At 73.8% G+C, this 13037-nt stretch carries 14 protein-coding genes and 1 pseudogene; all 15 read left to right on the forward strand.

The features are described from left to right. Positions 1-30: 30 nt before the first annotated feature. Complete coding sequence (murC, locus tag ACNAW0_RS19375; RefSeq protein WP_416289327.1) at positions 31-1524, forward strand: UDP-N-acetylmuramate--L-alanine ligase; 1494 nt, start codon at positions 31-33, stop codon at positions 1522-1524. After that, positions 1521-2339: a cell division protein FtsQ/DivIB gene (locus tag ACNAW0_RS19380; protein ID WP_416289328.1), complete on the forward strand. Its 819-nt coding sequence runs from the start codon at positions 1521-1523 to the stop codon at positions 2337-2339. The genes murC and ACNAW0_RS19380 overlap by 4 nt, the downstream gene beginning before the upstream one ends. 238 nt (positions 2340-2577) lie before the next feature. Continuing rightward, complete coding sequence (gene ftsZ, locus ACNAW0_RS19385; RefSeq protein WP_416289329.1) at positions 2578-3693, forward strand: cell division protein FtsZ; 1116 nt, start codon at positions 2578-2580, stop codon at positions 3691-3693. A gap of 9 nt (positions 3694-3702) precedes the next feature. Beyond that, positions 3703-4449: a YggS family pyridoxal phosphate-dependent enzyme gene (locus ACNAW0_RS19390; RefSeq protein WP_416289330.1), complete on the forward strand. Its 747-nt coding sequence runs from the start codon at positions 3703-3705 to the stop codon at positions 4447-4449. Positions 4450-4640: 191 nt separating this feature from the next. Then, on the forward strand, positions 4641-5342 hold the full coding sequence (locus tag ACNAW0_RS19395; RefSeq protein ID WP_416289331.1) for a cell division protein SepF: 702 nt from the start codon (positions 4641-4643) through the stop codon (positions 5340-5342). Between the two features lie 28 nt (positions 5343-5370). After that, positions 5371-5676: a YggT family protein gene (locus ACNAW0_RS19400; RefSeq protein ID WP_416289332.1), complete on the forward strand. Its 306-nt coding sequence runs from the start codon at positions 5371-5373 to the stop codon at positions 5674-5676. 42 nt (positions 5677-5718) lie between these two features. Then, positions 5719-6528: a DivIVA domain-containing protein gene (locus tag ACNAW0_RS19405; RefSeq protein WP_416289333.1), complete on the forward strand. Its 810-nt coding sequence runs from the start codon at positions 5719-5721 to the stop codon at positions 6526-6528. Between the two features lie 65 nt (positions 6529-6593). Next, positions 6594-7292 (forward strand): hypothetical protein, encoded by a 699-nt coding sequence (locus ACNAW0_RS19410; protein WP_416289334.1) that lies wholly within the window; start codon positions 6594-6596, stop codon positions 7290-7292. After that, positions 7286-7591 carry a DUF167 domain-containing protein gene (locus ACNAW0_RS19415; protein WP_416289335.1) on the forward strand — a complete coding sequence of 102 codons (306 nt, stop codon included), beginning with the start codon at positions 7286-7288 and terminating at the stop codon, positions 7589-7591. Before ACNAW0_RS19410 ends, ACNAW0_RS19415 begins: the two co-directional genes overlap by 7 nt. 22 nt (positions 7592-7613) lie before the next feature. Beyond that, positions 7614-9113, forward strand: a complete 1500-nt coding sequence (locus ACNAW0_RS19420) for a potassium/proton antiporter (RefSeq protein WP_416289336.1) — start codon at positions 7614-7616, stop codon at positions 9111-9113. 224 nt (positions 9114-9337) lie between these two features. Next, positions 9338-9757, forward strand: a complete 420-nt coding sequence (locus ACNAW0_RS19425) for a TraR/DksA family transcriptional regulator (protein WP_091196111.1) — start codon at positions 9338-9340, stop codon at positions 9755-9757. A 69-nt stretch (positions 9758-9826) separates the two neighbouring features. After that, the gene (lspA, locus tag ACNAW0_RS19430) at positions 9827-10453 is read left to right on the forward strand and encodes a signal peptidase II (protein WP_416289337.1); all 627 of its coding nucleotides are present in this window, start codon (positions 9827-9829) and stop codon (positions 10451-10453) included. Continuing rightward, on the forward strand, positions 10450-11394 hold the full coding sequence (locus ACNAW0_RS19435) for an RluA family pseudouridine synthase (protein WP_416289338.1): 945 nt from the start codon (positions 10450-10452) through the stop codon (positions 11392-11394). Before lspA ends, ACNAW0_RS19435 begins: the two co-directional genes overlap by 4 nt. Before the next feature lie 9 nt (positions 11395-11403). Further along, positions 11404-12312, forward strand: a complete 909-nt coding sequence (locus tag ACNAW0_RS19440) for a hypothetical protein (protein ID WP_416289339.1) — start codon at positions 11404-11406, stop codon at positions 12310-12312. A 141-nt stretch (positions 12313-12453) separates the two neighbouring features. Continuing rightward, positions 12454-13037 (forward strand): annotated as a pseudogene (locus ACNAW0_RS19445) (ATPase); the annotation flags it as partial.

Here is a 13037-nt window from a genome sequence, read left to right on the forward strand (position 1 = left end):
GGTCACCAGCGCGATGGGAAGGTGCCGCTCATGAACACCGCGCAGTTCACCCCCGCCGGCACGATGACGGCGGAGGACCTGGGCCGGATCCACCTGATCGGGGTGGGCGGGGTCGGCATGAGCGGCCTGGCCCGGCTCTTCCTCACCCGGGGCCTGCCGGTCTCCGGCAGCGAGCTGCGGGAGTGGCCGTCCCTGGCCGGCCTGCGGGCGCTCGGTGGCACTGTGCACATGAGTCACGAGGCGGCCAACCTGGACGGTGTGGACACGGTGGTCTACTCCTCGGCCATCCCGCAGGACCATCTGGAGATGGTCGAGGCGCGCCGGCGCGGCCTGCGGGTGCTGCACCGCTCCGAGGCGCTGGCCGCCGCGATGACCGGCCGCCGGACGGTGGCGGTCGCCGGTACGCACGGCAAGACCACCACCACCTCGATGGTGACCATGGTGCTGCAGCAGGCAGGCACCGATCCGTCCTTCGTGATCGGCGGGGAGATCTCCGAGGTGGGCTCCGGCGCGCACCACGGCACGGGTGAACACTTCGTGGTCGAGGCGGACGAGAGCGACCGCTCGTTCCTCATCTACCGCCCGTACGTCTCGATCATCACGAACATCGAGGCGGACCACCTCAACACCTACGGCGACCTGGCCACCCTGGAGGCGGCGTTCGCCGATTTCGCCCGGCTCACCGACCCGGCGGGGTTCATCATCACCTGCGCCGACGACCCGGGGAGCCGGCGGCTGGCCGAGACGCTGCGCGCCGAGGGCCGCCGGGTCTGGACGTACGGCGAGTCGCCCGACGCCGACCTGCGGCTGAGCGGGATGGCCTCGTCCGCACAGGGCGTGCGCTACCTGGCTGAGATCGACGGCCGGTCGCTGGGCGAGATCCGGATGCCGGTGCCGGGGCGGCACATGGGACTGAACAGCGCCTCGGCGGTGCTGGCCGCGTACCTGCTGGAGCTGCCGATCGAGGCGGCCGAGGCGGCGCTGGGCGCGTTCCCCGGTGTGCGGCGGCGCTTCGAGCGCAAGGGTGTCGCGGACGGCGTGCTGGTCTACGACGAATACGCGTACCACCCGACCGCCATGACGCTGGCCTTGCAGACGCTGCGTGAGGTGGCCGGTGAGGGCCGGCTGGTCGTGGTCTTCCAGCCGTATCGGCTCTACCGCACCCGCGACCTCCAGGCGGAGATCGCCGCCGCCCTCGGCATCGCCGACGAGCTGGTGCTGCTGGAGGTCTTCGGGCCGGGCGAGCTGCGCCAACCGGGCGAGGGCTCGGTCGCGCTGGTCGAGGCGGTGTCGCTGCCGGCCGACCGGAAGGTCTTCGTCGAGGCGTGGGACGACGTGCCGGCCGAGGTGGCCCGCCGGGCCCGGCCGGGCGACGTCGTGGTGACCATGGGCGCGCCGCCGATCTCGCTGATGGGCGACCAGTTGCTCGACGCCCTGCTGGCCCGCACCGCCGCCGGGGCGGGCGACGCGGCGGCGGTCGGCACCGGTGCCGATCCGGACGGCGCGGCGGCCACCGCCGGATGAGCCCTGGCCCGGCCCGCGGCCGGACACCGGGTCAGGACGGCGGGGCCGGCCGGCGCAACCCGGTGCGGCGGTGGCAGCTGGTCCGGGCCGGCGCGGACGCGGTGCCGCCGTCGACCCGGCGGTTCATGGCGCGGGCCCGACGACGCCGGATGCGCGCGGCGATGCCCTGGGCGGTCACCGCCGCCGTGCTCGCCATCGCCGGGCTGGTCGCCTGGACCGTGCTCGGCACCGGCCTGTTCGGCGTCCGTCAGGTACGGGTGGTCGGCGCGCAGCTGGTCACCCCGGTCGAGGTACGCGAGGCCGCGGCCGTCCCGGACGACGCGCCGCTGGCCCGGGTGGACCTGACGGCGACCGCGCGGCGGGTCGGCACCCTCGCGCCCGTGGAACGGGCCACGGTGGAGCGGGACTGGCCGGGCACCCTGGTGATCCGGGTGGTGGAGCGGACCCCGGCGGCGGCGGTCCCGCAGGGCGACGGGTACGCGGTGGTCGACCGGACCGGCGTGGTCTTCCAGACCGTGCCCCGGCTCCCAGACGGCCTGGCGGTGATGAAGGTGGGCCGGCCGGCCCCGGACGACCTGGACACCCGGGCCGGGCTGGAGGTGCTCGCCGTGCTCAGCCCGCAGCTGCGTGCCGAGCTGGTGTCCGTGGAGGTGGCCGGGCTGGCCCGGATCAGCCTGCGGTTGCGCAACGACCGGATGGTCGTCTGGGGGGACGCCACCCGGGGCGAGGACAAGTCCAAGGTGGTCACCGCGCTGCTCGGTCGGAAGGCCGACACGATCGACGTCAGCGCGCCGGACGTGGTCACCTTCCGGTGATCCGCCGGTCAGGAGAGTGAGCCGTCCCGCTCCGGCCGGCGACACGCCGAAAAGGTCCTTGGCTCATCGCGCGGCGGCGCATACGTTGCCCCGAAGAGATCAGTGGTTGACATTGCTCTAAGCCTCTAGTAGAGGGTGAGGGTTTCGGTCGACGGCCCCGTTTTGGGGCGATGCTCCACCGCTGGTCCGGCCAAGCCGTGGGGTCGGCCATGCCAATCTCGAGGGGAAAGGACCGGAGATGACACCTCCGCACAACTACCTGGCGGTCATCAAGGTCGTCGGCATCGGGGGTGGCGGCGTCAACGCCGTCAACCGGATGATCGAGGTTGGGCTCAAGGGCGTCGAGTTCATCGCGATCAACACCGACGCGCAGGCGCTGCTGATGAGCGACGCCGACGTAAAGCTCGACGTCGGCCGGGAGTTGACCCGGGGGTTGGGCGCCGGCGCGAACCCGGACGTCGGCAAGAACGCCGCCGAGGACCATCGCGACGAGATCGAGGAGGTGCTCAAGGGCGCCGACATGGTCTTCGTGACCTGCGGCGAGGGCGGCGGCACCGGCACCGGCGGCGCGCCGGTGGTGGCGAACATCGCCCGCAAGCTCGGCGCGCTCACCATCGGTGTGGTCACCCGGCCGTTCTCGTTCGAGGGCAAGCGCCGTCAGGTGCAGGCCGAGGCGGGCATAGAGGAGCTGCGCAACCAGTGCGACACGCTCATCGTCATCCCGAACGACCGGCTGCTCGCGCTCGGCGACCGCAACATCTCCATGATGGACGCCTTCCGCACCGCCGACCAGGTGCTCCTCTCCGGTGTCCAGGGCATCACCGACCTGATCACCACGCCGGGTCTGATCAACCTGGACTTCGCCGACGTCAAGAGCGTGATGAGCGGCGCCGGCAGCGCGCTGATGGGCATCGGCAGCGCCCGGGGCGAGAACCGTGCGGTGGAGGCGGCCGAGGCGGCCATCTCCAGCCCGCTGCTGGAGCAGAGCATGGACGGCGCGCGCGGCGTGCTGCTCTCCATCGCCGGCGGCTCCGACCTGGGCCTGTTCGAGATCAACGACGCCGCGCAGCTGGTCACCGACGCGGCGCACCCGGAGGCCAACATCATCTTCGGTGCGGTCATCGACGACGCGCTCGGCGACGAGGTGCGGGTGACCGTGATCGCGGCGGGCTTCGACGGGGGTACGCCCGCGTACAAGGCGGTCGAGCCGACCCGCAAGCCCAACCAGAACCAGCCGACCCAGCCGAACGCGCCGGTCGCGCCGCCGGCCACCATGCCGGCCCCGCAGCAGTCGCCGCGCCGGGTGCTCTTCGACGACGTCGACGTGCCCGACTTCCTCAAGAACGGGTCCTGAGCCGCACCGATGACCGACACACCTGCCCCGGTGCGGCCCGACCGTCGCGCCGAGCTCGCGGCCGGGCTTGCCCGGGTACGCACCCGCATCGCGGACGCCTGCGCGGACGCCGGCCGGGACCGTGGTGAGGTCACCCTGGTCGCGGTGACCAAGACGTACCCGGCCGGCGACGTGGTGGCCCTCGCCGGGCTCGGGGTGACCGACGTGGGGGAGAACCGTGACCAGGAGGCGGCACCGAAGGCCGCCGAGGTGGCCGCGGCCGGGGTGACCCCCCGCTGGCACTTCGTCGGCCAGTTGCAGCGCAACAAGTGCCGCTCGGTGGTCCGGTACGCCGACGTCGTCCAGTCGGTCGACAGCGTGCGGCTCGCCACCGCCCTCGACGCCGCCGCGGCGGCCGGCCGGGACCGGCCGTTGGAGGTGCTGGTGCAGGTCAGCATCGACGGCGACGCGGCCCGGGGTGGCGCGTTGCCCGACTCGGCGGATCCCGACCGGGGGCTCGACCCGGTGGCGGAGGCGGTGGCCGGCGCCGGGGCGCTGCGACTGGGCGGGCTGATGGCGGTGGCTCCGCTGGGCTGGGAGCCGGAGCGCGCGTTCGCCCGGCTGGCCGAGGTGGCGCAGCGGTTCCGCGTACGGCATCCGGAGGCGACCGCGCTGTCGGCCGGGATGAGCGGCGATCTGGAAATTGCGGTCAGGTACGGCGCGACACATGTCCGCGTCGGCAGCGCGTTGCTCGGAATGCGCCCCACGCTGGGGTAGCCTGGCCGCGAAGAAGCAAATTACATCAGTGTGGTTAGGAACGGCGTTCCCACAGCCGGGGGCCATGGTGGGCGGATCGCGAACCGCTCGCCGGGGGATCGCCGATCCGGTCCGGTGGGCATCTGGTGTCCACTCGTGATCAAGCGACACGGCACGGGGGCGTGCCGCACGGCGGACGGAAGGGCGCGGGGATGGGCGCACTGCGCAAGGCGGGGGTCTGGCTCGGGCTCGTCGAGGAGGACGACGAGCGGGCGTACGAGGACGGTGGCTACGACAAGGGTGGCTACCGGGACTCGCGCTACCGGTCGAGCAGGTACGCGGAGGAGTTCGCCGATGACGAGGACGAGGAGTCCGAGGAGCTGCCGGCGAGCCGTAGCCGGCTCGGCGACCGCGGCCGGATCTCCGAGCGCGCCTCGAGCCGCATGGACCCTGACCGGGTCGAGGTCGAGCGCCAGGAGCGCCCGGAGCGGACCGAGCGGTCCAGCGTCCGGTCGATCACCCGTTCCGGCGCCGGCGAGACCTCCAGCGCGCTGACCTACCACACCCGGGACAACCTCGCCCTCGCGCCGCAGGTGCAGTCTCGGGAGCGGGCGGTGGTGGCCGAGGAGGAGCAGCGCTACCAGATCACCACCCTGCACCCCACCACCTACCGCGAGGCCCGCACCATCGGCGAGCACTTCCGGGACGGCGTACCGGTGATCATAAACCTCACCGAGATGGACGAGGCGGATGCCCGCCGACTGGTGGACTTCGCCGCCGGGCTGGCATTCGGACTGCGCGGTACGATCGAGCGCGTGACCAACCGGGTGTTTCTGCTCTCACCGGCCAACGTCCAGGTCACCGCGGAGGACAAGGCCAAGATCGCTGAGGGCGGCTTCTTCAGCCTGAGCTAGCCCGCACGACCGAGGGACGTCGTCTGCTGTGTTGTCGATCCTGTTCCAGGTGCTCTACCTGATCGTTTACCTGTTCCTCCTTGTGCTTTTGGCCCGATTTGTTCTCAGTGCCGTGCTGGCGTACGGTCGCCGGTGGCAACCCGGACGGGGAGCGTCGGCGGGACTTGAGTCGGTGTGGAGCGTCACTGATCCGCCCCTGCGAGCGTTGAGGCGTGTGATCCCACCACTGCGAATTGGTACCGTGAGCATCGACCTGGCCTCGCTTGTGCTCCTGGTTATCCTGTTCGTGCTGATGAGGTTTGTGTTAACGCCGCTGATCATCCGATTTGCCTGACCAGCGCGCTTTTCGCGGCCGCAACTGACCCGAGGAGTTTCGATGCCGCTGACCCCGGCCGACGTCCACAACGTCGCCTTCAAAAAGCCGCCGATCGGCAAGCGGGGGTACGACGAGGAGGAGGTCGACGCCTTCCTGGACGAGGTCGAGCGTGAGCTCGCCCGTCTGATCGAGGAGAACAACGAGCTGCGCGCCCAGGTGGAGCGCGGCGGTCGGGGTGGCGCTCCCGCCGGCCCCGGCGGCGACGCCCGGCTCGCGGCGGAGCTCAACGAGGTCAAGGCCCAGCTCGACCGGGTGCAGCGCGACAAGGCGGCCGCCGAGCAGGCGGCCCGGGCGATGCAGTCCGAGCTGGAGCAGGTCCGTGCCCAGGGCAGCCCGGCCGCCACCGCCGCCGACGGCGAGCAGCAGGCCCTGCGGGTGCTGATGATGGCCCAGCGCACCGCCGACGACCACGTCACGGACGCCCGCCGCGAGGCCGACCAGCTGCTCACCGAGGCCCGTTCCAAGGCCGAGGAGGTCACCCGCGAGGCGCGCGCCAAGGCCGACGCCCTCGAGCGGGACGCCCGCCAGCGGCACCAGGAGGCCATGGGCGGCCTGGACGCCAAGCGCACCGCGCTGCAGAAGCACATCGAGGAGCTCAAGCAGTTCGAGCGCGAGTACCGCACCCGCCTCAAGGCGTACCTGGAGAGCCAGTTGCGTGACCTCGACGGCCGCGGCCAGGGTCTCGAGGCCGAGATCAACCGCGCCGACGGCAACCGTGCCGCCGGGGGCGGCAGCAACGGCCTCGCCACCGCAGGCCTCGCCAGCTCCTATGGCGGCGGTCGCGCAGGCTCGCTCGAGTCCGGCCGCTGATCCCGCGGTCGTCGGTCGACGATCGCCGGCCGCGCAGAACCGACACGACGCGGCGGGGGTGAGCCGTGATAGTCGCCAGCATCCTGCTCATCCTCGTCGCGGTCGTGCTCCTGGTGGCCGGGCTGGCCAGTGGGTCCAGTCCGCTGCTGATCGCCTCCATTGCGGCCAGTCTGCTGGCCGCCGTGGCCCTCGTCGCGGGCGCCCGCCAGGTGGCCGCCAACCGGACCGCGGCGGACCGCATGACCGGCCCGCGCATCCGCACCGGGCCCTCCGGCCCCCTCGACGAGCCCTGGCTCGGGGAGCCGGAGATACCGGACCAGCACAACCCGTCGACGGTCGGCACCGGCGGATCCGGATGGCGGCAACCATCCGGGCCGCCGGTGGCCGACCCGTACGCTCCACCGCCGGAGGCGCACACGCCGTTCGTCCCGCCCGGCCCGCGGGAGCCCGCCGGGGACGGCGCCGGTTCCGTTCCGGACGCCCCGGTGCCCACCTCGCCGGCCGCCGGGGACGCGTTCGGTTTCGAGCCGCCCGCGCAGCCCCTGTCGCCGGCGCAGACCGATCGGCTGGCCGGGATCTTCGCTGACGTCCGGGTGGTCGACGGCCACCCGCGGTTCCACCTGCCCGACTGCCCCCACCTGATGGGCTGGGACGACGAGCCGCTGCCGGTCGGCGAGGCGGTCCAGATGGGCTTCACCCCGTGCGCGGACTGCGCGCCGGTCACCGCCCTGCTCCCCGACCTGCCACCGGACCGATCGTGGTGACCGGGGAGTCCCTCACCGTCGCCGTACGGGTGAAGCCCGGTTCCTCCCGGGCACGGGTCGGCGGGCGGTTCGACGGCCCGCACGGGCCGGCCCTGGTCGTCGCCGTGACCGCCCCCGCCGTGGACGGCCGCGCCACCGAGGCGGCCCGGCGGGCCCTCGCCAAGGCTCTCGGCGTCCGGCCGGCGGTGGTCTCCCTGCGCGCCGGCGCGGCCAGCCGGGACAAGCTCTTCCTGGTCGAGCGGCCGGCTCCCGGCGTGCCCGACGTGCTGCGTCGGCTGCGGGACGGATCGGTCGAGTGAGGACCGCCCGGGCCGGCCGCGGATGACCCCCGGGCTCGATCTCGGGCTGCTGCTCGGTGCGGCCGTCCTGCTGGTCGCGGTGGGCGCGGTGCGCTTCTCCACCCGGCTCGGCGTGCCGAGTCTGCTCGTCTACCTCGCGCTCGGGGTCGCGGTCGACGAGGTCCTGAACCACCGGTTCCACGACGTGGAGCTGACCCGGGTGCTCGGGTTCTGCGCCCTCATCGTGATCATCGCCGAGGGTGGGCTCACGGCGCGGTGGAGCACCCTGCGCCCGGTGCTCGGGATGGCCACCGCGCTCTCCACGGTCGGCGTGCTGGTCAGCATCCTGGTGGTCGGCGTCGTGGTGCACCTGCTGCTCGGGCTGGACTGGCGGCTGGCGCTGCTCTACGGCGCGGTGCTCTCCTCCACCGACGCGGCGGCCGTCTTCGCCACCCTGCGCCGGCTGCGCCTGCCGCCCCGGCTGGTGGCCACGCTGGAAGCCGAGTCGGGCATGAACGACGCCCCCGCGGTGATCGTGGTGCTGCTGCTGTCCCGGGACGTTGCGGCCGCCCACCCCTGGTGGTACGAGGTCCTGCTGGTCGGGTACGAGCTGGGCGTCGGCACCATCGTCGGGGTGGCCGCCGGGATCACCGGCCGGTACGCGCTGCGCCGGGCGGCGCTCCCGTCCGCCGGCCTGTACCCGATCGCGGTGGTCGGCTTCACGGTGCTGGCGTACGCGGCCGGCTCGGTGCTGCACGCCTCGGGGTTCCTCGCCGTCTACGTCGCGGGGGTGCTGCTCGGCAACGCCCGGCTGCCGCACCGGCAGGCCATTCTCGGGTTCGCCGACGGGCTGGCCTGGCTGGCCCAGATCGGCCTGTTCGTGCTGCTGGGGCTGCTGGTCGTGCCGGGCCGGCTGGGCGCGGCGGTGCTGCCGGCGGTGGTCACCGGGCTGGCCCTGGTGCTCCTCGCCCGGCCGCTGTCGGTGGCGGTCTCCGCGCTGCCCTTCCGGTTCCGCCCACGTGAGCAGCTCTTCCTGTCCTGGGCAGGGCTGCGCGGCGCGGTGCCCATCGTGCTGACCACCATTCCGCTCTCGCTCCGGGTGCCCGGCGCGGATCGCCTCTTCGACGCGGTCTTCGTACTGGTGGTGATCTTCACCCTGCTCCAGGCCGGGACCCTGGCCCGGGCGGCCCGCCGGCTCGGGGTGACCGCCCCCGCGGAGGCGGCCGAGGTGCTGGTCGAGACGGCCCCGCTGGAACGGATGCGGGCCGACCTGCTTCAGGTGGCGGTACCGCCCGGCTCCCGGCTGGGTGGGGTGCACGTGGACGAGCTGCGGCTGCCGGTGGGCGCCTCGGTGACCCTGGTGCTGCGTGACGGGGCGGGTTTCGTGCCCGGCCCGGGCACCCGGCTCAAGGTCGGCGACAGCCTGCTCATCGTGGCCACCGCGGAGGTCCGGGACGAGGTGGAGCGGCGGCTGCGCGCGGTGAGCCGCCGGGGCCGGTTGGCCCGCTGGTTTGGCGAGTACGGCGAGGACCGGGACGAATGATCTGCTAGCGTTCCCTTTGCCCCGATTAGTGGCTGTTCGGGGCTGAATCGCGGTGCGACGGTGCGGCACGTTGTCGGACGCCTGTACGTTCCGTATTCTTGCCAACCTCCGGAGTGCACGGCCCGAGTGGCCGTGCGTCCGTTTTATGCACGGGGGACACCGGTGCCGGTTTCTCTTGCCCAGGCACCGCCGACCGCCGCAGTACGCGGCCGAGGGAGCTGACGATGGCGAAGCCAGTCGACACCAGGACCGCCGGCCGCAAGCCGGTGGCGAAGGCCACCCGCAGCGCGGCCGAGACCGAGAAGATCCGGGCCGCGTTGGCGGCACGGCGGGATGAGCTCAGCGCCGAGTACGATCAGACGCTGAGCGAGATTACCGAGCTGCAGCGCGACCGGCTGACCGACTCGGCCGGGGACGACCAGGCCGACACCGGCACCAAGACGTTCGAGCGGGAGCAGGAGATCTCCCTCGCCAACAGCATCAAGGAACGGATCACGCAGGTCGAGCGGGCCCTGGAGCGCCTCGACGAGGGTGGGTACGGCTGGTGCGAGCGGTGCGGCAACCCGATCCCGGTGGAGCGGCTCGCCGCCTTCCCGTCGGCCACCCTCTGCGTGACCTGCAAGCAGCTGGAGGAGCGCCGCTGAGGCACGCCCCCCCGGCGGCTTGACCGCAAGACGGTGAGGGTCACCGTCGCGAGCGTCGATGGGGAGCAGATGACCGCAGCACCGCCCGCCAGGTCCGGCACGGCTGAGTCGCGCCCCGGCACGCCCCGATCCAGGACGGTCGGGATCCTCCTCGGCGTCGCCCTGCTCTCGCTCGTCGCCGACCTGGTCACCAAGCAGCTCGCGCTCTCGTCGCTCACCGGCCGGGGCCCGGTCTCGCTGCTCGGCGGCACCGTCTATCTCACCCTGACCCGCAACAGCGGCGCGGCCTGGAGCATCGGCGCCGACCACACCTGGGTCTTCCCGCTGATCACCTTCGGCGTCATCGCCTGGATCGGCTGGATGGCGCTGCGGCTGCGCTCGCTGCCATGGGCCGTCTCGCTCGGGTTGGTGCTGGGCGGGGCGTTGGGCAACCTCACCGATCGGATCTTCCGGGCGCCCGGGCACTTCGTCGGCCACGTGGTCGACATGATCAGCCTCTTCGACCCGTACGGCCAGGTGTGGCCGGTGTTCAACCTGGCCGACAGCTCCCTGGTCTGCGGGGTGGTCCTCGCCGTGCTGCTGGAGCTGACCGGCCGGCAGCGCGACGGCGGCCGGGCCGGCGTCGAGCCGGCGGAGACCGCCGAGCCCATGACCACCGAGGCAGCCCACGGCGGCGAGCCGCGGGGGCGGGCGTGACCTCCGTCTTCGCCGCCGGTGGCGACCACCGGTCCCTGCCGGTCCCGGACGGCCTCGACGGGATGCGGCTCGACCAGGCCGTCGCAAGGCTCTTCGGGCTCTCGCGGACCGCCGCGGCCGCCCTCGTCGACGCCGGGGACGCGCTGGTCGACGGCGTCGTACGAGCCAACTCGCACAAGGTCAAGGCCGGCTCCTGGCTGGAGGTGACGCTGCCGGCGCCGGCAGCGCCGCCGACCGTGGTGCCGCAGGCCGTGTCGGGCCTGACCGTGGTCCACGCCGACGACGACATCGTGGTGGTGGACAAGCCGGTCGGCGTGGCCGCCCACCCGAGTCCCGGCTGGACCGGCCCGACCGTCATCGGCGGGCTGGCCGCGATCGGCCACCGGATCTCCACCAGCGGCGCCGCGGAGCGGCAGGGCGTGGTGCACCGGCTCGACGTCGGCACCACCGGGATCATGGTGGTGGCCAAGAGCGAGCAGGCGTACACCGCGCTGAAGCGGGCCTTCAAGTACCGCGAGGTGGAGAAGCGCTACCACGCCGTGGTGCAGGGCCACCCGGACCCGCTGCGCGGCACCATCGACGCCCCGATCGACCGGCATCCGCACCACGACTACCGCTGGGCGGTGGTCTCCGGCGGCAAGCCGAGCGTCACCCACTACGACACCCTGGAGGCGTTCCCGGCGGCCAGCCTGCTCGACGTCAAGCTGGAGACCGGGCGTACCCACCAGATCCGGGTGCACTTCTCCACCCTGCGGCACCCCTGCGTGGGCGACCTCACCTACGGCGCGGACCCGACGCTTTCCGCCCGGCTCGGGCTGACCCGGCAGTGGCTGCACGCCCGCTCGCTGAGCTTTCTGCACCCGCGTACGGGTGAGGAGGTCACCTTCGTCAGCGACTACCCGGACGACCTGGCCCGGGCGCTGGAGATCCTCCACGACTGACCGCCGCCCATGGACCGCCCGACGAGCACCGTGCCCGCCGACGTGCCGCCGCGCCCGCCCCGGCGCCGGCCGTCGCGCTCGGGCCTGCTCACCTGGATCGCGTTGGCCTGCGCGCTGGCGGTGCTGGCCGCCGCGCTGTGGGACCGCCGGCGCGAGCCGGTGGTCGACCGCACGGTCGGCGAGGTCACCCGGGTCGGCGTGGCGGACGGCGACTCGATCCCGGACTACCAGCGGGCCGCCGCCGCCGAGCTGGCCGCCCTGGCCGCACCGGCCACCCCGGGCACGGGCGACCATGCCCTGGTCTCGTTCGCGGGGTACCTGACGCCGGCCCGGCTGGCCGACACGCTGGGCGGCACCCCGGTCTCCGCGGTGGTCGCCCGGGTGCCGCTGCCCGGCCGGCAGACCGAGATCGTCCGGATCGCCGCGATGCGCCTGCCCGACGACGTGGTCGCCGGGATGGCCGAGGTGGCCGCCCGCAAGGACCGGGAGGCCGCCGACTACCGGGTCCGCGCCGCCGCCCCGTCGGCTGCCGCCGACGCCGAGCTGCGCCGGGTGTACGACACGGGCGCGTCGGTCTCGGCCCGGGAGGCGGCCGCGTACCGCTCGGGCTGCGCCTGCGTGTACGCCGCCGTGGTCCGGGACACCCCCGACGCCCTGCGGGCCCTGGCCGCCCGTCCCGGCGTACGGGTGGTCGACGCCGCGCCGGAGGTGCGCCGGCTGGACCGTACGGTGTTCACCCCGCCGCTGCCCGAGCAGCGGGACGTGGTCCGGCCGCCGGCCGACACCGGACTGGCCGACCCGGCCGCCCCCGGGGTGGGCGATTCGTCGGAAGCCGCACCGACGGTGAGCGGGTCCTCACCCTCCCCCGGCCGTTCGGCGACGGGCGCGGGACCCCCGAACCCCGTCCCCACCTCCTGAGACAGGCTCGTCGACAGGCGACCGGCCGGACCGGTGGCACGTAGGGGCACTGGGTGGTGTGCGAAGCAAGGTGTGGTCCGAATAGGGTTTCGTTCGTAGCCTGTCAGGCAATGATCGATGGGGCTGGGGAGGAGCGGAGCCGTGGACGGCAGCGAGACCGGCTGGGGTCGGCAGGCTGAGCCGGCACCGCGTTGGCGGGCGCTGCTCGACCGGGCCCGGCTCGCCCGCGGCGCGGAGCACACCGAGGCGGACCGCGTCGAGGAGCACCCGCCGCCGCCCGAGCCGCTGCCCCGGCGCACCGCCGGCGCCGGCTGGACCGGTCGGGCGCAGCCCGTCGGGCCGCCCGCCGAGCCGACATACCGGGCCGAGGCCACCTACCGCGGGGAGCCGGCCTACCGGGCCGCCCCCGGGTACGGTGCCGAGCCGCCGTACCGCGGGGAGCCGGCGTACCACACCGAGCCGGGACACCCCGCCGAGCCGTCCTGGCGGGCCGAGCCGGCCTACCGGACCGACCCGGAGCCGGCGCCGCCGCGCGGCCGGGGCAGCGCCCCCGTCGAGTCCCGGTACGCGCTGCTCGACGGCGGCTACCGGCCCGATCCGGCGCCGCCGGAGTCCCGGTACGCCCTGCTGGACCAGGGCCGCTACCGCCCCGAGGACCAGCAGACCGCGGAGCCGTCCCCGCCCGCCCCGACCTACCCGGCTCCGCCGGCCGTGGCCGCTCCGAC

It is taken from the genome of Micromonospora sp. SL1-18 (genome assembly GCF_047921505.1).
Taxonomy (GTDB): Bacteria; Actinomycetota; Actinomycetes; order Mycobacteriales; family Micromonosporaceae; genus Micromonospora.